Source organism: Sporosarcina sp. P18a (genome assembly GCF_002743135.1).
Lineage (GTDB): Bacteria > Bacillota > Bacilli > Bacillales_A > Planococcaceae > Sporosarcina.
The window spans coordinates 887,547-905,050 of record NZ_PDYQ01000001.1; the positions used below are offsets into that span (position 1 = coordinate 887,547).

The 17,504-nt window shown below is 43.9% G+C and carries 33 protein-coding genes and 1 pseudogene; all 34 read right to left on the reverse strand.

The window, feature by feature from the left end:
• Positions 1-3 precede the first annotated feature (3 nt).
• Entirely contained in the window at positions 4-1,086 is a 1,083-nt protein-coding gene (locus tag CSV75_RS04425) for a phage tail sheath subtilisin-like domain-containing protein (protein WP_099674901.1), read from the reverse strand.
• A gap of 2 nt (positions 1,087-1,088) precedes the next feature.
• Positions 1,089-1,646, reverse strand: a complete 558-nt coding sequence (locus tag CSV75_RS04430) for a hypothetical protein (protein WP_099674902.1) — start codon at positions 1,644-1,646, stop codon at positions 1,089-1,091.
• Complete coding sequence (locus CSV75_RS04435; RefSeq protein ID WP_099674903.1) at positions 1,643-2,071, reverse strand: HK97 gp10 family phage protein; 429 nt, start codon at positions 2,069-2,071, stop codon at positions 1,643-1,645. Before CSV75_RS04435 ends, CSV75_RS04430 begins: the two co-directional genes overlap by 4 nt.
• A gap of 9 nt (positions 2,072-2,080) precedes the next feature.
• A complete protein-coding gene (locus CSV75_RS04440) occupies positions 2,081-2,392 on the reverse strand; it encodes a hypothetical protein (protein ID WP_099674904.1) in 312 nt (103 codons plus the stop codon).
• Positions 2,392-2,733: a hypothetical protein gene (locus CSV75_RS04445; RefSeq protein WP_099674905.1), complete on the reverse strand. Its 342-nt coding sequence runs from the start codon at positions 2,731-2,733 to the stop codon at positions 2,392-2,394. Before CSV75_RS04445 ends, CSV75_RS04440 begins: the two co-directional genes overlap by 1 nt.
• 5 nt (positions 2,734-2,738) lie before the next feature.
• Positions 2,739-2,924: a hypothetical protein gene (locus CSV75_RS04450; RefSeq protein WP_099674906.1), complete on the reverse strand. Its 186-nt coding sequence runs from the start codon at positions 2,922-2,924 to the stop codon at positions 2,739-2,741.
• A 36-nt stretch (positions 2,925-2,960) separates the two neighbouring features.
• Entirely contained in the window at positions 2,961-3,947 is a 987-nt protein-coding gene (locus CSV75_RS04455; RefSeq protein WP_099674907.1) for a major capsid protein, read from the reverse strand.
• A gap of 20 nt (positions 3,948-3,967) precedes the next feature.
• A complete protein-coding gene (locus CSV75_RS04460; RefSeq protein ID WP_099674908.1) occupies positions 3,968-4,342 on the reverse strand; it encodes a hypothetical protein in 375 nt (124 codons plus the stop codon).
• Complete coding sequence (locus tag CSV75_RS04465) at positions 4,339-4,929, reverse strand: phage scaffolding protein (RefSeq protein ID WP_099674909.1); 591 nt, start codon at positions 4,927-4,929, stop codon at positions 4,339-4,341. Before CSV75_RS04465 ends, CSV75_RS04460 begins: the two co-directional genes overlap by 4 nt.
• Positions 4,930-5,058: 129 nt before the next feature.
• Positions 5,059-5,442 carry a hypothetical protein gene (locus CSV75_RS04470; protein WP_099674910.1) on the reverse strand — a complete coding sequence of 128 codons (384 nt, stop codon included), beginning with the start codon at positions 5,440-5,442 and terminating at the stop codon, positions 5,059-5,061.
• On the reverse strand, positions 5,443-5,589 hold the full coding sequence (locus tag CSV75_RS16230; RefSeq protein ID WP_158231592.1) for a hypothetical protein: 147 nt from the start codon (positions 5,587-5,589) through the stop codon (positions 5,443-5,445).
• Positions 5,586-6,581, reverse strand: coding sequence for a phage minor capsid protein (locus tag CSV75_RS04475; RefSeq protein WP_099674911.1), 996 nt, complete (start codon positions 6,579-6,581; stop codon positions 5,586-5,588). The genes CSV75_RS16230 and CSV75_RS04475 overlap by 4 nt, the downstream gene beginning before the upstream one ends.
• 6 nt (positions 6,582-6,587) lie before the next feature.
• Complete coding sequence (locus CSV75_RS16235; protein ID WP_158231593.1) at positions 6,588-6,752, reverse strand: hypothetical protein; 165 nt, start codon at positions 6,750-6,752, stop codon at positions 6,588-6,590.
• A gap of 1 nt (position 6,753) precedes the next feature.
• Positions 6,754-7,047: a hypothetical protein gene (locus CSV75_RS04480; RefSeq protein WP_099674912.1), complete on the reverse strand. Its 294-nt coding sequence runs from the start codon at positions 7,045-7,047 to the stop codon at positions 6,754-6,756.
• Between the two features lie 57 nt (positions 7,048-7,104).
• Entirely contained in the window at positions 7,105-8,715 is a 1,611-nt protein-coding gene (locus CSV75_RS04485) for a hypothetical protein (protein ID WP_099674913.1), read from the reverse strand.
• 12 nt (positions 8,716-8,727) lie between these two features.
• Positions 8,728-10,005, reverse strand: coding sequence for a PBSX family phage terminase large subunit (locus CSV75_RS04490; protein ID WP_099674914.1), 1,278 nt, complete (start codon positions 10,003-10,005; stop codon positions 8,728-8,730).
• Complete coding sequence (locus tag CSV75_RS04495) at positions 9,995-10,432, reverse strand: terminase small subunit (protein ID WP_099675335.1); 438 nt, start codon at positions 10,430-10,432, stop codon at positions 9,995-9,997. The genes CSV75_RS04490 and CSV75_RS04495 overlap by 11 nt, the downstream gene beginning before the upstream one ends.
• Before the next feature lie 82 nt (positions 10,433-10,514).
• Positions 10,515-10,832: a hypothetical protein gene (locus CSV75_RS04500; protein ID WP_099674915.1), complete on the reverse strand. Its 318-nt coding sequence runs from the start codon at positions 10,830-10,832 to the stop codon at positions 10,515-10,517.
• Positions 10,833-10,993: 161 nt separating this feature from the next.
• On the reverse strand, positions 10,994-11,503 hold the full coding sequence (locus tag CSV75_RS04505) for a sigma factor-like helix-turn-helix DNA-binding protein (protein ID WP_099674916.1): 510 nt from the start codon (positions 11,501-11,503) through the stop codon (positions 10,994-10,996).
• 14 nt (positions 11,504-11,517) lie between these two features.
• Positions 11,518-11,709, reverse strand: coding sequence for a hypothetical protein (locus CSV75_RS04510; protein WP_099674917.1), 192 nt, complete (start codon positions 11,707-11,709; stop codon positions 11,518-11,520).
• Positions 11,710-11,720: 11 nt separating this feature from the next.
• On the reverse strand, positions 11,721-12,017 hold the full coding sequence (locus CSV75_RS04515) for a hypothetical protein (RefSeq protein WP_099674918.1): 297 nt from the start codon (positions 12,015-12,017) through the stop codon (positions 11,721-11,723).
• 167 nt (positions 12,018-12,184) lie between these two features.
• The gene (locus tag CSV75_RS04520; RefSeq protein ID WP_099674919.1) at positions 12,185-12,832 is read right to left on the reverse strand and encodes a hypothetical protein; all 648 of its coding nucleotides are present in this window, start codon (positions 12,830-12,832) and stop codon (positions 12,185-12,187) included.
• Positions 12,829-13,020: an XtrA/YqaO family protein gene (locus tag CSV75_RS04525; protein ID WP_369825352.1), complete on the reverse strand. Its 192-nt coding sequence runs from the start codon at positions 13,018-13,020 to the stop codon at positions 12,829-12,831. The genes CSV75_RS04520 and CSV75_RS04525 overlap by 4 nt, the downstream gene beginning before the upstream one ends.
• Positions 13,021-13,388: 368 nt before the next feature.
• Positions 13,389-13,622 carry a hypothetical protein gene (locus CSV75_RS04530; RefSeq protein WP_099674921.1) on the reverse strand — a complete coding sequence of 78 codons (234 nt, stop codon included), beginning with the start codon at positions 13,620-13,622 and terminating at the stop codon, positions 13,389-13,391.
• Entirely contained in the window at positions 13,619-13,804 is a 186-nt protein-coding gene (locus CSV75_RS04535) for a DUF6877 family protein (protein ID WP_099675336.1), read from the reverse strand. Before CSV75_RS04535 ends, CSV75_RS04530 begins: the two co-directional genes overlap by 4 nt.
• A gap of 38 nt (positions 13,805-13,842) precedes the next feature.
• Positions 13,843-14,124 carry a hypothetical protein gene (locus tag CSV75_RS04540; RefSeq protein WP_099674922.1) on the reverse strand — a complete coding sequence of 94 codons (282 nt, stop codon included), beginning with the start codon at positions 14,122-14,124 and terminating at the stop codon, positions 13,843-13,845.
• 263 nt (positions 14,125-14,387) lie between these two features.
• Entirely contained in the window at positions 14,388-14,588 is a 201-nt protein-coding gene (locus tag CSV75_RS04545) for a hypothetical protein (RefSeq protein WP_099674923.1), read from the reverse strand.
• Positions 14,589-14,786: 198 nt separating this feature from the next.
• On the reverse strand, positions 14,787-14,963 hold the full coding sequence (locus tag CSV75_RS16240; protein WP_158231594.1) for a hypothetical protein: 177 nt from the start codon (positions 14,961-14,963) through the stop codon (positions 14,787-14,789).
• A gap of 4 nt (positions 14,964-14,967) precedes the next feature.
• Positions 14,968-15,477: a Holliday junction resolvase RecU gene (locus CSV75_RS04550; RefSeq protein ID WP_233191588.1), complete on the reverse strand. Its 510-nt coding sequence runs from the start codon at positions 15,475-15,477 to the stop codon at positions 14,968-14,970.
• Entirely contained in the window at positions 15,477-15,644 is a 168-nt protein-coding gene (locus tag CSV75_RS16550; RefSeq protein WP_199083904.1) for a DUF6011 domain-containing protein, read from the reverse strand. The genes CSV75_RS04550 and CSV75_RS16550 overlap by 1 nt, the downstream gene beginning before the upstream one ends.
• Before the next feature lie 123 nt (positions 15,645-15,767).
• Entirely contained in the window at positions 15,768-16,100 is a 333-nt protein-coding gene (locus CSV75_RS04555; RefSeq protein ID WP_199171326.1) for a MazG-like family protein, read from the reverse strand.
• A gap of 192 nt (positions 16,101-16,292) precedes the next feature.
• Positions 16,293-16,782, reverse strand: a pseudogene (gene ssb, locus CSV75_RS04560) (single-stranded DNA-binding protein).
• Entirely contained in the window at positions 16,779-17,354 is a 576-nt protein-coding gene (locus tag CSV75_RS04565; protein ID WP_099674926.1) for a hypothetical protein, read from the reverse strand. The pseudogene ssb and the gene CSV75_RS04565 overlap by 4 nt, the downstream one beginning before the upstream one ends.
• Positions 17,351-17,500, reverse strand: coding sequence for a pilus assembly protein PilO (locus CSV75_RS04570; protein WP_099674927.1), 150 nt, complete (start codon positions 17,498-17,500; stop codon positions 17,351-17,353). The genes CSV75_RS04565 and CSV75_RS04570 overlap by 4 nt, the downstream gene beginning before the upstream one ends.
• Between the last annotated feature and the right edge of the window lie 4 nt (positions 17,501-17,504).

Here is a 17,504-nt window from a genome sequence, read left to right on the forward strand (position 1 = left end):
CCCTTATACTCCGAATGTTAAGAAGATGCGCTCCATGCTATCGACCTCTTTGCCGTCAATAACCAAGAAAACACAATCGCCTTTAGATTCGCGTTCTGGATCCATCCCCGCGTACACACCTTCATGCAATACATTGTTTAGCACCAATGTTTCGAGATACTGCATGATTGCCGCGATAAGCAGTTGCTGACCCGTTCTGTTGTTGTTGACCTTCCCGATATAGTGGTCTTTTGCCACTGCCGGAATGTCTGTCGCAATCGCTTGGCGTGCACGCATGGCGCGAATCTTGCCGGCTTGCGATGCTGTTGACTTCGTGGTGATACCTTGCTCAATTTTGACGTTGCGTCCGTCATTTGTGAGTACCAAAGAACCTGAGTTGAGCGCTTCAATCGTCTGTGCATTTGTCAGGCGCTTATTCGTGTCCGCGATTGGCATGTTTTGGTACGTGATCGACTGGTTAATTGGCGTTCCCGCAATTAGTCCTGCGATGTCCACCGCATACTCTTCAGACGGCAATTCGTTGCCCGAGCTGTCAATCGCTCCATTAATCAGATTGATGACATACTCGTCAGCTAACAGGATGGACCGAGCGTTTCCGATGTCAGGATCTTGGTCATCCTCAGCGCTACCGCCTGTAACATAAGTAAAGTGTTTTCCGTCCTTGCGATTTCTAGCGGTCCAATCCCTTGTCGATTCTTGTTCCGTGGACGTTACCGCACCCGGATACACGAATACGTTAAACGGTCGTGCTTCAAACGCTTCACGAATACCTGCGTAGTCGTAATCACTCTCTGGTATTTGTGGAGCGGGTACTGCGTACAGCAATACCTCCGCCGCTCCTCGAGCCAATGCCCGAATTGCAGGACTCGCATTTTCTTTGACTACTGCAAGGATAGCAGCCTTTTCTCCTTCGACTGTCATAAACTCGCCCGACTCGATTTCTCCGCCTGTATACTCGAAAATCGGCATACCCACAACTCCACGCGGACCTCCCACGATTTGGGCCAGTGCACGTTCAACAAAGTTGATATACAAGCCTGGTCGTTTTGGTAGGGAAATTGGATCCCATTGACCTCCATTTGCCATGTTTACATCTCTCCTTTTCTGCAATCTTTTCCGATAACGATATCGTCTCCAAAACCCGGATTAATGATAATGCCGCCGTCCGGCCCAAGCCCGGGTCCTCCTGGACGTATAATTACGCCACCAATCGGTGAGTGTACTTCCTGTACCGCCATCTGCCGCACTTGTGCATGCAACTTACCGATGGACGCATAGACCGTCTTGTCCTCAGTTAAAAAAGGACGGGACGACAAAAAGGACCCGATTCGCATATAGCGACTGGACCCTTTGATTTGCAATGAATGTATGTTTGTAAAATGCTTTTGTAATGTATCGATTTGTTGCAGTGATTCAAACTCGTTTTTCGCAAATAACAGGATGTTGAATACTCGGTCATACCGATCCACTGCACCTGTCTCGCTCTCTACATTGTCATTACCTTCCCATTGCACCACGCACAGACCAGGCTTATATACTTTCGGCAAGCTTTGACCTTTCACTTCTTCGAAAAAAGGACTCACATACTCCGCAATCGTCTGCACTTCAAGCGGGATACTCGCTGTAATGTTCGGTAGTTTTGTCATTCCGTCCACTCTCCCAGCGCCTTCTTCAATTCGTCTTCCATGATGCCTTGCCATTTATCCATATTGTCTTCAGCGGGCTTGTCCAGGAACTTCTTGATAGCGTTCGGGTTCTTATCAAGATTCAGCGATTTACCGCCCGCGTTTTCTTCGTGGATGTAATACGCATAGTTAAAGCTATCTCCACCCTTGGATGCGTGAGCGTTACCCGCAATCTCGATAAAACCATTTGCGCCTTGCCCTCGCACTTCGCCCGTGATTAGATCCTGTAGGTTACCTGTATCTTTAGGAGCGACGCGTTGCGCTTCTTCGACCCAGTCATCTTTGATACGACTCAAGCCGTTTTGCGCACCTTCGCCCATCTGTTTAGATAGTTGCTTCAATGCTGTTTCAAACGCGGATATATCCAGTTCAAACTCTTTCGCCATTTGACCACCTCACAAGTACACCGATGTGTATAGTGCTTTGCCGTTCAGTTTTCGAGCGGGCGCTATCAACTCGGGTTCGCGTTTTAGGCTACTACCGCGTTCGTTGATAAACTCAATCTTGTCGTCATAGTCGATGTTAGGCAGTCCGCGAAACATGATTTCCGCACCCACTGCCACCTCATCACCCATGCGGTTCTTGACCACTTGCGTCTTTTCGTCGACACGGCACTTGATAACCACAATGACTTCATCTCCTGCATTGCCCCAGAAATCCTCTTCGCCTGGTTTATAGACGGTCACCGTATGCGGTGTAGGAAACATTAGATCAGCCTCCCGATCGCCGCACGTGGTGTACCGACAAGGATCCCGATGACATCTGGTGAAATACCGGAACCGTCAAACGTGACAGAAATACCTTTCACCGAGTAGGACTTGACGCCTTGACGTTTGAGCATGGCGAATTCTTCACCTTCGCCCTCGAGCATGTACAGGACTTGCAAGGCTACAACGCGGTCTGTCAGCTTCTCGACAGGAAAGTTGTCTTTGAGCAATTCAAACGCGCTGAAAATCACCTTGTCTTGCTCCAATGAATCCAATGCAAAAAAGCCGTCCGTGTTGGACAGCTTCATCATGTACAGCTTTACAGTTAGATCAGTGACCATGTAGATCACCCTTTCTTATTCTTGGGTTTTTCTTCTTTAGGTTTTTCTTCAGCTTTTGCTTTCACTTCCTGTACTGCAGTCAACTTCGACCCCAGTCGCTTGGCTTGTTCATCTGTCAGTTCTACTTCTGTACCTGGAAGCACCACTTCTCCGCCGTGTAGCAGATAACTGGATGATGTATATTTAGCCATTTCCTATCCCTCCTATTAATGTAAAAAGCGCCTATATTAGACGCTTACGATCACAATGGATTGTGGACGTTGCAATGCCGGGAATACCGCTTCACCAACGTATACAGATTGCTCTGGTGGGTTTGTTTTCACAGTAGGGATTGCAAACTTACCAGGAGCGTAGTTGTTCTCAACTGTTGGCCCGATGATAGTTTTTCCAAGATCCGCGCCAATCAATACCACTTTGTTATCTGCAAGCAATTGCACTTCTTCGTCACCAATAACAATCACATCGTCATTGATTTGATAAGGCGGTAAACCAAGCGCGCTGAATGCATTTTGAATATCCGCCGTTGTCATGAGACGTTGTCCGTTGCCAGTGCCGTAAACCTGAGTGCGGATCTGTTCACTGTTTAATAGATTGGCTTCAGTAGCAGATGTCATATGCATCATAATAGGCTTGCGTCGTTGATTTTTCTTTTGATATTGCTTTACAGCCGCTTGCAAGTCCGTCAAAGGCTTTGCATCTGGTCCCGACCAAGCGGTCGTAGCATCTAACTTGTTTTCAACAGGGATACCAAAGTCTACGTTGATATGAATGTCGTTCTCTTCATCGTCATACTTCAGTTGACCTGTATAAATAGCCTGCGCGCGCATGTACTCTTCGATATCGTCTACCCCTTGGGATAGTTCGTCAGTTGAAACATACACGGTATTCACGACGGCATCAGCTTCAGCGGGCACGCGTGGACGATTGTATTGGATCAGTTGGGTTTCATCCAAACGGAATCCATGTTGAACCTTCGCAACTTGACCAAACGCACGTTCAAAGTCCTTCACGTCACGTAATGGAGCAGATGCATTCCATCCTGTAATCGATGCCGCTTTTGCATATTGTCCGTTTACGACGTTGTAAGCAAAATTAATATCAAAGCTGTTTTCTTTTGGCATAACTGATGCAAGCAAATAGTCACGCGCTGGTGGTACGTTCTGCACATACCCCGTAATCACTGGTTGCTGAAATTCTTCTAAACGTAATGGCATATTCTTCTTCCTCCCTTTTCTTAAATGTCAAAGACGATGCGGCCTTTAGTAGCCTCTTTAAACGCGTCTGTGACTCCTGTACATTTATTTTCTAACGGATGACCTGCGGCAAGTACACCGACAATTGGGTTTTGACCAGTAGTGATTGTGACATCATGTGACGTCAATCCAGCGCCCAGCTCTGTCGCTTCTGTTAGTTCTCCCCATGGCTTATATAGCCCGCTAGCTCCGTCACGGTATACCGCTGTACCCGCTTTAACGAAACCCGCTTCGAGTGCATCTGTAAATGCAGAAGCATCTAGCGTCGCTCCGCCTGTCTTGTATTCTGTGCCGACTGCATTCCGCAAGAATTCGGCTTGTCCTACAACTTTCTGTGTATATGGTTGTAAATTCATTGTGTTTCCTCCTTTTTGTGTCGCTCTAATGCTTTCAATCGACCCGCTTCATACGGATCAACATTCGGTGGCGTGTTGTGTTTGCTATTCGTCCCTGGTACATATCCAACAGGTGGTGGGGTCTGTTGCGTATCATCCGCAAACAAATACGGATCGGACACCTTGAGTCCTTCCAATTGTTCGGATAGACCAACAACCTTTCCTTCTTCACCCAACTTAATGACTTCACTGTCCAGTAATGCACGTACTGCACGAAGATTGCGCGCCTTATTCAATAGCAAAGCTTGATCCAGTTCGTAGTTCAGCTTGGTATTCGACAGCTCCGCATGATGTGCGTTTTTCGCATCCTCATTCGCTTGTTTTAAAGCGTCAATAGTCGATTGCAAATCTGCATGACCTTCTGCTTTGCCGCGTAAATCCTCAAGCTGTGTATCACGGTCGGTTAGTTGCGTCTTGTACGAATCGCGTTCCGACACTGCAGTTGCCAGTTCATCCTTCGTAGCGTTGACGACCGTTCCGTGTGACTTCATTACAGCTTCTATTTGTTCATCAGTAAGTCCAAGTGCCTTGAGTTCTTCTCTTGTCATTTTGCATATCTCCCTTTACGTTGTTTTACGAGTTTACGAACTCGATAAGGTTGCACGGTAACGCTGTGCGGGCGAATTTAATGCATAATAAAAAGCCCTGTTTATAACGTCTATTGGCTAAAGACAAATTTATTTATATTCGAAGTCGGCTGACTCTACGTTTGCAAAGTTGATGTTTCGACCGCTGACTTTTCTCCATCCGCGTTCGCCAACTTTTTCGACAATCTCTCTTACCCTGCTAGCTTCGGAACCGCGAATTTCCGTGATCGCACCACTCGTAAATCGCAAAGTTGCTAAAAGTTCTTTGAGATTGCCTTCTTCCTTTTTTCGAGCAGTTTCCATCATTCGGATATAGCGATCACCCGCAATTAGGAAGTCGCCATAACTACGTGTTTCCACCTTGCAATAAGGGTGATCTCCACCGGAATATGCTTGCGTTATACCTGACAATTCTTCTTGTTTAACGCCAATTTCATCAGCTACGGCTTGAAAAATATCTTCCACTTTACTCATTCATCTTCCCCCTCTATTGTCATGAATGTATATATTCACTTTTGGTTTTGCTTGAACAATATTGACGGCGTGAATCGTGGTGCTGAAAATCAAGGTCAAGATTAACAAGTAATACGACCACTTGGATACGGTGACTGTCTCCTTCATTTTTCAACCTCCTTCACTCGCATCATCTTCTGTAATTCTTGATACCGCTTAGACTTCGATCGCTTCATACGTTTAAAAGCCCCTAAAGTAGCAGGAGCATCATCACCCAACTTCGCCACCATGCGAGCATAGGCTTTCTTTTCGTAGTTATTCTTACGATTACTTGCTTGTTTCTTGTCATAAGCTTTCTTGATATTGTCAGGTCGTCTGTCCACATCAGGATTAAACGCTTCAGCACGTTCGATATCCGCTTGAACATACCGGTCATCCAGCGAATCCTCTTTGTACTCTTCCACATAGCACATGCAGTTCGGATGATAAGGAGGAGTGCGTTCTTCGGTTAACGGTTGGAATCTTTTATCCTTACCAGAAATAGAAAAAACCACGCCCCTGTGAGCGTAGCAGTGTCTGCATGTAGGCGTGACGCCATTGATAATGACTAAATCCTTGCCGTTATCTTCAAACCAGTCCACCCTGCCACGATTCTCCGCGTTTTGCATGTTGGTTCTGGTGACGACTTCGCTGTAGAAATCCAAGGGCAATTTCTTCCCGTCAACAGTCGTAAAGGACGTCATGCCATACTTATCAAATGTCTCCACTACCTTCGCTGTAACCTTGCGCTTTTTGGACGCACTCGCTACACCTGCCTGAAGTTCACTCTGAACCTCTGACAATGCCGTCATGATAGATTGATTTGTATTCAACTTCGCTGTACGAATAGCCGCCTTTAAATCAAGCATGATGTTGTCTGATAGCTCCGTAACCGCGTAAAGACTAGAACCTAATACCGCGCCACCTGTACCTGCTAGATACGATTGCATGACGATGGGCGGAATGACGTCTTCAATGACGATGCCGAGCTTGTCAAATAACGCGTTGATCTTGTCCATTGCCGCCTGTGCGTGTGTTTCGTCTGTCATGTTGTATGACGTGAGGATGAACAGGATTTCGTCTTTCAGCTGTCGGATGACTTTTAGGAGTTCTTCGTTCATGAGCTATCACCTTCTCGCGCTATTACTAATACTGTCCCTGATGGAGCCAGCAATGCTATTGGCTATGGCGCTTGCATCAGACTTCGGTTCATTACCTCGCGCCAACTTTTCCAAGGATCTCGCAATGCTCTTCAACGACCGGTCAATGCTTCTCGCTGTTTGGTTGTCCATTTCAATCCCTCCAAATTTCAGATTTGTCTTCTCGCACAATTTCATACCTGAAAGACTCCTGGACATCTTCTTGGTTATAATAATCATGCATGTGCTTCGTAACGCAAACCATACTGCACAAGTCGTGCTCCCTTATGCTTTCCATACTGTCGTTCCCCCAGCAGTTATGCGATGTTTGGACTTCGTAGAAATGTTCGTGCGGCGTCTGCTCAATATCTGTTTCGCACTGGTCGCAATAAACTCCTGTCTGCACTTGCTCAAACTTTTTGACTTCGCGCTTATCGTACTTACGCATTGCAATCCCTCCAAGTAGCATTTTCTTTAATTGTAAAGTATCAGAGGATTGTTTTCCTTATTCATCAATCGGCTCCATATTCTCATCCCGATTCCCATAGAAGTTCTTCAACGTCTGTTGTCCTCTCACTAAAGAGAAGCTGTCATCTGTTGAATGCTCCGCCTCTACTCTGGCAAGCTCCTCCAAAACCCAGTCATCGCTTGCCGTCGGGTTATTCCTACGAATCGTTGTCTCAAGCGATTGCGTACCATCTGTATACGCCTTGTTGTTTTCATCCACCAATTCCTTACGACTAATCGGAATCATCGACTTGATCATGACTTCTGGTTCTTCGATCTGAATGGCTGGATCTTGTTCATGCTGAATCCATAGTGCCGCTTCGAATAGCTGTTGCAAGAAGTAGATATATTCTTGTTGAATCTGCTCCGCTTTGAGCAATGAAACGAACAAGTCGTAAAACTTTGCGACGCCAGATTGTGCAGCTCCTTGTGATCCGGCAATATCCGAATAGAAATCAATCATCTTTTCAGACGTTTGCGTTTCCATGAGCATGAGCTTGACCAAGTCCTTGACCCAGCCAATGTCTCCGATTTTGGTTACATCAATCTGGATGACTTGGAGCGCGTTGCCCTTCTCGTCCATCGTTGTAACTTCTAAATCACGGCTGTCAATACGACTGTCATCGCCATATCGCTGCATAGCCTTATCCTGTAACGCCTGCATGATTTCAGCTGTCACCGCAATACGTGGCTTGCCATTACGCTCAAATGTAATAGAGTTACGCGTCAACGTCCAGTTAACCTCATCCTGCTTGCCCTCTTGATTGCGTAAGCACGATGCACCTAGCGGATTGATAAACGTCTTTTGATTCGGCCAGTAGATGATAAACGGACGACCACGCCCTTTGTACACCTTTTCCAATTCGTTCATGCCGAGAATTGCTTTCGTCTCTTCGTCAGGCAGTTGTTTCGTTTCATTACTTGCGTTTAATTCGAACAGCATGTGATTAGTGCGTAAATCCATATCGCCACTTGCATTGCGCTCCACACGTTCCCTGTACACTTGCAAGTAGTCCTTCTCGTCCTTTTCAATGCGATACACCAAGTCCACGCCCATGCCATCCTCGTGAGGGTAATAGACGTCACGCGCTTTAAACTCAATGCGTAATCCTGCATCATCGAGCCACGGCACACCCACTAGACCGCCATCGACTTGTTGCTGTACGATGTTGCCCCAGTGTTCAAATGCAAGCTTCGAGTTGTTTTCGATCTGTCGAATGACTTCCTGTTGAGCGTGAATGATGCGACTGGACTCTGAACCATCGCCAGGCCCTTCAATAAAGTCGTCCGTTTCGGCATTGACTTCTTCATTCGCAAAATCATCAGGTGAGAACGACGTTTGAATACTGCCAAGTGAACGACTCACAAGCATGGCTGGAACTTCGGGAATGAGCTTACAGATATTCGCGACAATATACGGTGTCTTGACGTTTGCCGTCTTGGGTACGCCATTAATGATGTTGTCGACGATCTCGCCATTCTCTATCAGTTCTTTTGCACGCTCGAATATCTCCGAGTGCCGGCCTTCGTATAATTTACGGTAGTAGTACACATTGCCGTGCAATTCCGTCACGGTCTTTTCATCAAACTTTTTCCATTCTAGCGGCATGTTGCCCCTCCTTTACCATGCGGATGCACTGCTGATACTTGCTTTTCGTTGTTTCATATCGTTTTCAAACGCATAGCGTGTTGCGTCGATTGTATGATTGTCCTTGTCTTCCAGTCTTGCTTTCGGGTTGCCATCCTTGTCCGTCTGATAGTCGATGTTTTCAAACTCTCGTGCAATGTTTGGCGTGCGTAGGGGATCAATGATAATAAACTCCAAATCATCCAGCCATACCTCTCCATACTCCACCGAGTCAGGGCCTTTCTTGGCTCCTGTAATACGACGGATGCCGTGTTCAAACTTCATTTCATCAATTGACTTCGGCTCCGCGCTGTCCGCTATGATATCGTGTCGGTCATAACCTTTTGATTTAATCCATGCAGCAGATTCACGGTTACTAATCTTCTGCCCATACTTTTCATCCATCGCATAGATACCATTACGTTTCTTGTCGTAATGCCAACGGACGAACGAGAAGGGGTCTGGGCCATAACCGTAGTCCATGCCCTGCCGAATGTTATCAAACGTTTTCACCATTTCATCAGTGATAGCGCCCGCTTCGACTTTTAGATTATCAAACGGCACAACACCGGAACCGACCGCTTTACCCCCATACTCCCATTCATAGCGTTGCAAACTACGTTCTTTTGCCGCTTCTGCCTCTTCAATGAATTGCTTTGAGATGAACGGGTTATCTTTATATGTTGAATGGTGAACAAGCGTGTTATCTGGTTGGAAAGAGGATTCATACTTTTTATTCACCCATGATTGTTTCCTCTTCGGTGGGTTGTACGAATAAAAGAACTTATAAAAAAGACCATCACCGAGTTCCCCACGTAATAGTGAGTTGGTAATGGTCGTTACTTCATCTTCAGTTTTAAATTCAGCCAATTCCTCTATCCATGCAAAGCCAAACGGAAAGTTAGCGGCTTTTAATGATTTGATTCGTTCCGGCTCCTGCGCTCCACGGAATACCATGTAATTGCCGCGTGGCATGTACGTGATCCGCATAGGCGATTTGTTGACCTTGAATAGATGACCGACGCCTTGCTCTGCTATCGCCCATTTGATTTGTTCGAATATGGATAGCTCTATTGTATTGTCCACTTTACGGATGCCGACCGCGTTGAGTGGGTAGCGCATGAGCAACTGGACCATAATCTGCGCAATGTCGGAAGACTTACCAGAACCTCGTCCACCTTTGCAAACAATGTTGAGGATATCTTCTGCAATAGCCGCACGCCAAACCGGATGAAAAGCTGTCGGAATGAGTTCGGAAATCTTACGCGCCATCGCTATCACCTATATCATCAATGAACGTAACAGCTCCCGTGACATCCAGTTGTTGTTTCTCCGTCCACATGGCGTAACGTTTACCTAGCATTTCTGCTGCTTTGATTCTATCTTTTGCGCTAACATCTATATCATCAATTGTCTGGGCTCCTTCGCCAATGCCACGTAATGTTTCTTCTGTTTGTTCTCCACGTAGGATAGATGTCAGGTATTCTAAAATCTCTTGTTGATCAGCCACGCGTTCAGACTTCAGTTCTTCCATGCGCTTTTTTATATATGAACTTATGCCGACATTTGCCAACAACGCATAAGATTTTCCTCTAGCATACGCTTTGCTATATCCAGCTTTCAATGCAGCTTCTTCAGCGTTGCCTAACTCAATGTAATAATCAGCAAACGCTTGCTGTTTAGGATTTAACTTCTTCACATTCAATGGCCCCACCTCATTATGTTAGTCACTTCGTTTATTTTTAGACATAGAAAAAGCACCTCCGCAGAGATGCTTTAAGTCAAAATTCCTTCAGCGCTTCTTCAACAGCCTTCTTTATTTCTGAATAATATCCTCTGTTATTTTCACTTAAACGTTGTCGTTCTTTTTCTTTTTCGATCTCTGATTCCAATTCATTAACCATAGATTCTATAATAGTTTGCGCCATACCTGAATCGGTTTTGCTTTTCGCGCTCTCTAGTACGTTCCTACGCTCGCGCAGTTCCATTTGCTTAGAAACAGCATCTTCGGCCTCTTGAGCAAAGTGTGCATGCGAATCAGTTAACTCTTGAACCAACGCAATAGTATGCTCGCGTGGTAATTGCTTCATTTCTGACATTCAACTCACCTCCCACTGACAATATTCGCCAAAGAAGGTGAATATCCTCTATTTTAATACTCGTTATGTATGGGGCTGTTGGGATGCAATTCATCGTACGAAAGCACCCCTCCTTTAATGGTTCCCCTCATATATGGCATGTTCGTATATCATGGCGTATATCATGAATCTTTTTGAATGCGGTCTGAAATCTTCTTTTTAGCACGACGTATGGACTGTTGCACCATGCTTTTACTGACTCCTAAACCTTCCGCAATATCACTCATGCTTTTCTTTTGCCCTTTATGCAATAAATAGCACTGACGCTCCCGTAGAGAGAAAGAGGAAAGGATGTCGGCAAGGATTATCTTCTCTTCTCTGGTCATAAATAAATGCTTTTTGTTTATATCGTTTTCTTCACGTAACTGCGCTTCCAAATCAGGTAACCAATCCATATTTTCATAGGATCTTTTTTGATAGACATTACTCTCTTCCGCTCCACGATAAGTCCCTGGTTGGCGTCCTGTCTCCATCCATTCTAAAGAGTATGACATGGATTCAATCATAGAATTGAATTGCTTCAAATCTTGCATATCTAGCGGATTCTTTCTGTCTAGTTGATCCGCTTTTTTTCGTAATTGTTGTCTGCCATCTGTGTACTCTTGTATCAACTGATCCGCCCAATCCAGCATGTGAAATCCTCCTCTTATCGTTGTCTGTATGCTCCGCCTCGCGCTCGTCCGTATGTCGGCATGTTTTCGCCCATCAATTCCCGCAAATCCCGCTCACTCAATCGCTCATACCGCTTCTTGCTTGTCCTAGTATCCTTTTTCTCTATCTCTCGTTTAACAGGCTGTACGAGTCCTTTTTCAATAAGCTGCTCTTGTATGCTTTTCATCCCTTCACCCCTCAACGCAGTATTTTCCGAACCGCAAAGACCGGCTTGTGATTCATCCATTGATTGCCTTTTCGTGTATTCCAATCCACTCTCCACGTGGATCTCGTATATTGATTGTGTTTGTGTCTTGCTACGTTCTTTTCGTAGTCTTTGATAAATCGCGTGCTAGCATCTACTTTTAATCTCACCAGGCACTTGAAACGACGCCATACCTCATTCGCCCACTGGACAAATGCATTGACGGCTTGCCTAACAAATTTCCCAAAGCGTTCACTTAAATCCGAAAATCTGGATGTGTTATTCGTCAAATCAACCACTCCTTTTCTGAAATAAAAAAAGAGGACAACAAATGACGCAGCGCAATGCTGCAATCAAATGTTGTCCTCTGGTTGGCCAGGGGGACTAACTTATGAATTTACCTATCAAAACTCTCTGGTATTTCCTTTACCAATTATTAGTGTTACTTTGTTCTTGTTCATATTTTTTGTTTTTCCTCATCCTCTATTTCCTGAATGCATAAATCAATCAGGTCTACTAAAATGCCATTTCTTTTTTTGTGTAAACTTAACTTCATGCTAATAAATGCTAAAAGCAAAATAGTAATGGTTGCAAATGTTAATACTTCCAAAGAGTTTATTTCAAAGAATTTCTGACCAAACAACGCTATTACTGCTGGTATAATTATTATCATAATAGTTCTTAGATACAATTCTTCTCCTGATTCTTTTAATTTTTGACTGTAAAATATTCTATACATTTTTAAGGTTGATTTATCGTTTAGAGTTTGCTTAACTAACATTCCTTTCACGTTGTCAAGGTTTTTCAAAGTACCATAACTTGTAGGCTGTCTTTTCAATGAATAAACTAGTAGTTCATCAAAGTCACTTAAATCATCCAACCAACTATATAAAGATAATTTTTTATTATATTTTGTTTTTTTACTCAACAGTTGATAAACCATTTTTAAAAGATAGGTAAAAGTAGAAATAATTAAAACATAAGCAAATAGCTCAGAAACCCACTTTGGTCCGCCTAAAAATCTTCCTATTAGCAAAAATACTATAAACAAGATAAATAAGGCCGACAAATATAGTATTACTTCCTTTATCAGTTTGCCAATCAAAACTCTTCTCCCTCTTCCCTCCGCATCCGTCTGACTTTACCTTGATGCGTAACAATCTTATACTCACCATGCTCTGGTAATTCTCGTAACTTAGCAACACCCTCCGAAATCACCACAACACAGTTCATTGGTAATGCCATTATATCAATTTCTAACCTACCTTGCCCATCAATCGACAAATTTTCCATATTCACCAGGACCCCTCCATGTGATACAATAATGTCAGCCATGACGGGAGAGATCCTGTCTTTTTTTATTTCTTATTAATTTTATAATCCAGTCCGAACTGCGTATTGATTTCATGCAAGTAAACTTCTAGTTCCAAAAGACCTCGATTGTATTCTTCTTGCCCTTGGATATAATCAAAATTAACCTTTGTTCCCTTTGTATTTGGTTTCAGCTACTTTGTTGGCCGTTCACCGTCGTTTAGCATAAACATCCAGAACTACGCTTTGGTTTTTGCGTGATCTTCTTCACTCATTTTGCTGGTCATGTTATTGAAAACCTTTTGACCGCTCACTAACTTTTTTTTTTGTTTTTCCATTACTCTTCCTCCTCAATTCCCATACAACCCAAATTTCCGCTGCTCAATCTCATCCTTCATCTCCTGATCCATAACGAGCAATGCAACGCTTCGCTTATTCGTTTTCAGCTCCCTAGCCAAGTCATTAATCGGCACACCATCACTCCACATTTCCCGAAAATGAAGTAACTCACTTTCTTTCCATGTCCACTTGATTTCAATGTCATCCAGAATTAAGATTGTCGGTTCATTTCTTGCGCTGATCATTTGACTCCCTCCTTCGCTACCCTCTGCGCATACCGCAACTGCTGAAACATGTACGGATCATCATAGTTACCGCCAGATGACAGCCAGTCCGCTATGCGTTGGTGTAAGTCTTGCACTACTGGCAGCGGTAGTTGATCTGCCAGTCTGTTGATTTCGTAGATTGGATTGATAGTCGATTCCATGTTGTACTCCTTGGTGTATATTTTCTTCGGAATGTGCATTAATCTACTTCTGCAATTTCTACTTCAACAAAGTCGAAATTCTTGTTGATGTTTGTCCATCCAAAATTACAAATAGGGTTTTCACCATATTTATCACGCATAAATTCTTCGTGCCTCTTAAACAAATCAATTTGCGTTTGCTTATCCTTATATCTCGTCGCTCTTTGTAAGTCATCAGTCAGATGATCTACTGGTTCACGATGACTTAAATACATAACTTCGCCTTCGTATTCCTCTATCGCCATTTCTGGCTTTAGTTGCAGCACCCACGCTTCTTTCATAACTCATCGCTCCTTTCTCTATACAAAATCACGATTACTTGTTAAACTATATATCCGCGTATTACTCAGGAAGTGATACGTTTATGTTGATTATCATTGAACATCTAGACTTTTACGTTTTTTTTATTGGTTTTAAATTTAATTACATCAAATTCATAGCTAAATATTTGCTCGAGAAACTTAAACGTACTGTTAAGAAAATGGTCGAAGATTTCAAAAATGAATAACTAAAAAATACATACGCGGCTACCACTCTCCTTTATCTAAAGTTGTAGCGGTAGCCAAGTAAAAGAAAATATTTTAATGTTCAATTTTCCACCGAATTGATGAAAAACAACCCACAACTCCTTGATCATGCAAGCAAAACCATACATAGCTGCAGTAAACCAACCCGCAATAGAGACTCCAATCATATAAACCGGACGTATATCCGTAATAAACATCTTCTTTAGCTTGTTTTTCACTCAATTCCCTCCAATTAAATAAAGTTAAATAATATTTAAAGAGGAGCCTAATGAAGCTGCTCTTTTTATTTCTCTCTTAAGATTCTAGAAATCATTTATTGACCTCCTGATACATATTTTGCGTCTACTGCTTCCCTCTGATAAATCCAAATACATACGCGGTAATAAAGATCAAACCGCCTGCTAGATACACTTCTGTCATTCCTTTTTCCTCGCTTGCTCTTCTATTTTTCTTTTACAGTTTTCTATCACTTTGTAAGTAGCATTTTTCGTGTCTTCGTGACCCTTGTCCCATCCCCTTACAAATCCCATACGATGCGCAAAGATTACGCTAAACGTCCAAGCCAACCCGATGATCAGCCCTGCAATCGTCATCCCCTCATTCCAACACCTTCAAATAATGCAGTGGGTAGCCCTCTTCGGCTCGTAACGGTTCACATTGACTAGCAATCACATCGTAAGGAATGGACTTCCTGCCGCCTCGCTGTGCGCCCTGCCAATACGTGCTAAGTGTCGGCATCTCCAACATGTAGTGTTCACCTCGTTCAGAAAAATACAGGAGGATGAACGTGTGAGCGCCTTGCTTCCACCAGGACATCAATGTTTCATACTGGTGAGCTGCTATGTTGGACAGGGAAAAGCTAGTTCGTGTCGATGTTTGTTTGGCATCAAAAATGACTGCTCTACCTCGGCATACACCAACAAAATCGACTAGATCACCTTTAACTACCATGCCGTTAATACGACCACCATTATTGCTAGTTATCCTTACGGGCGTAGGTACTTTCTTTACATCAGCAAAGCCTGTTGTTCGGTAGATTTTATTCGTTGCATCAATTAACTTTTCCAGTTGCATGCCGCGATTTGCATGAGTTCTACTTTTCGCCATCATCTCGCCACCTTCAACTGATACTCGATTTCCTCGTCCAACGTAATCTGCCGTTTCAAGAACTCCGCTTCCGCCTCGTCGTGTTTCCTTTTGCAGACCGGACCGAACCCGACTTGGATGCTTTCCGACGTTTTGAGCGGCTTGTTGCATCGTTTACACTTTGACATGATGTATCTCCTTCCCGTGTTATGCCGTTTTTGTTTACCGCCTTGCTAGGTGTGGAGGGCTTGGCTTTAACATCAACGCGCCAACCCTCTCTTTTCAGCTCTCTGATCTCGCGAGCATTTAAGTCACCGTGGATGTACAGCTTTTTCTTGTGATCGACCTTGAACATTGTCATTACCATTCCGACCACTCCCTCTTTCCTCCATAACTTGCTCTGCAATAGCAGAAGCAACTGCAGCCACATGGATCAATTCCGTGTACAAGTCATCCGCATCCGTCTCTTTGCTTGCGACACTACCTTGCTGAATTGCCTGGCATACCTCTCCAAACTCTTCGCCTAGAATCGCCAGCCAGTAGCCATATTCATGGCGCTGAATTCCCCACTTCCCGTTTTGTCTATGACGTTCGTTTTTTACATCCTGATTGACTACTTCCATGAGTATTTCTTCTGATTTCAATTTACTTTTCCCCCTCTTTTAGCCATCCGTTAAATTCTCGATTCGCACACTTTATGCATAAACGACTGGTACTGCAATAACTGTGTTTTTGTACCGTTTCCTTGCAACCGCAGATCCGGCATTCAATTTCATTTGATACGTAACGCGCTGCTTCTGTTGTCATGACTATCACCCTTTCAAAGTTTCATAGTCTCAAAACGGCAAATCGTCATCTGAGCCGTAAGACGGCACATCATACTCCTGTGCTTGTCCACCGTAACTACCTTGCCCTGTCTGATAGTTCAATTGAGTTATTTGTATGTCCTTGTCGATTTGACTGTTGTGGAGCATTCTGTGAGGTATTCGGTTGTTCCGAACGGTTCGATTTCGGTTCCAGGAATTGTGTACTGTCTGCTGTAACTTCGACTGTGAATACACGCTTGCCATCTTGTTCCTCGAAACTACCAGTGGTGATACGGCCGTCTACTCCTGCGAGACTACCTTTCTTCAAGTAGTTCGCTACGTTCTCCGCCTGTTTTCTCCATGCCACGCATTGGATAAAGTCCGCCTGTTGCTCTCCACCTTCAGATTTGAAGGGGCGATTGACTGCGAGAGTGAAACGGCAAACGTGTATACCAGATTGCAAAACTTTGAGTTCAGGATCTTTTGTGAGACGTCCAACTAAAACGACGCGATTTATCATTCACTTTCACCTTCTTCTGTCATTTGCACCTTGTCCCATTGGAATTCACTTAAAATATTCCACAACCTTTCAACCTTAGGCGCTCTCCACGCAGTCATTGCATAGACGTGAGCTTTAGAAGAGTAATGGTAATGATTGAGTTCAAGGTGTTTTTTCGCTTCTGCAATAGTCAAAAACATAGTATTTGGTACAATGAACTCTTCTTCCGTCATGAACACTTTGTTGAAGTGTCCATTTTCATTCAGGTTATCTTGAACGTATTCCCATAGTTCGTACAAATTATCATTTTGATCGTCATGGCTATTCAAAATCTCTTGGAGTTCAATGTCCTCTTCTACGACTTCTTCGTAATATTCTTCTAAAAACTCTTTCAAGTCTTTGAAAGTATTGAATTCTGTATAGTCGCCATCGTTATGGAAATACTGATCTTCGCCATCGTTATAATCTTCATGGCCTGGAACCCTTCTGTAATTCATGATTACCCAGTAGCGTGGTGAAGCTTGGCAGACTGTATCTTGCGTGTTCAATTCCTCCTGCAACTCTTTCAGGAATTGGATGTCATCCTTTTTCATGCCGTCATCCCCTTCCTCATAGCCATAGTCGCCTCTGCCTGTTGCAACTTGATTTCCAAAGCATCCATTTCGCACTTGATCTTCTGCCAGTCCACTTTATCTGGAAGCGGAACCGTGTAGATCCCGCTGTTGTTTGTCCATTTCATTTTG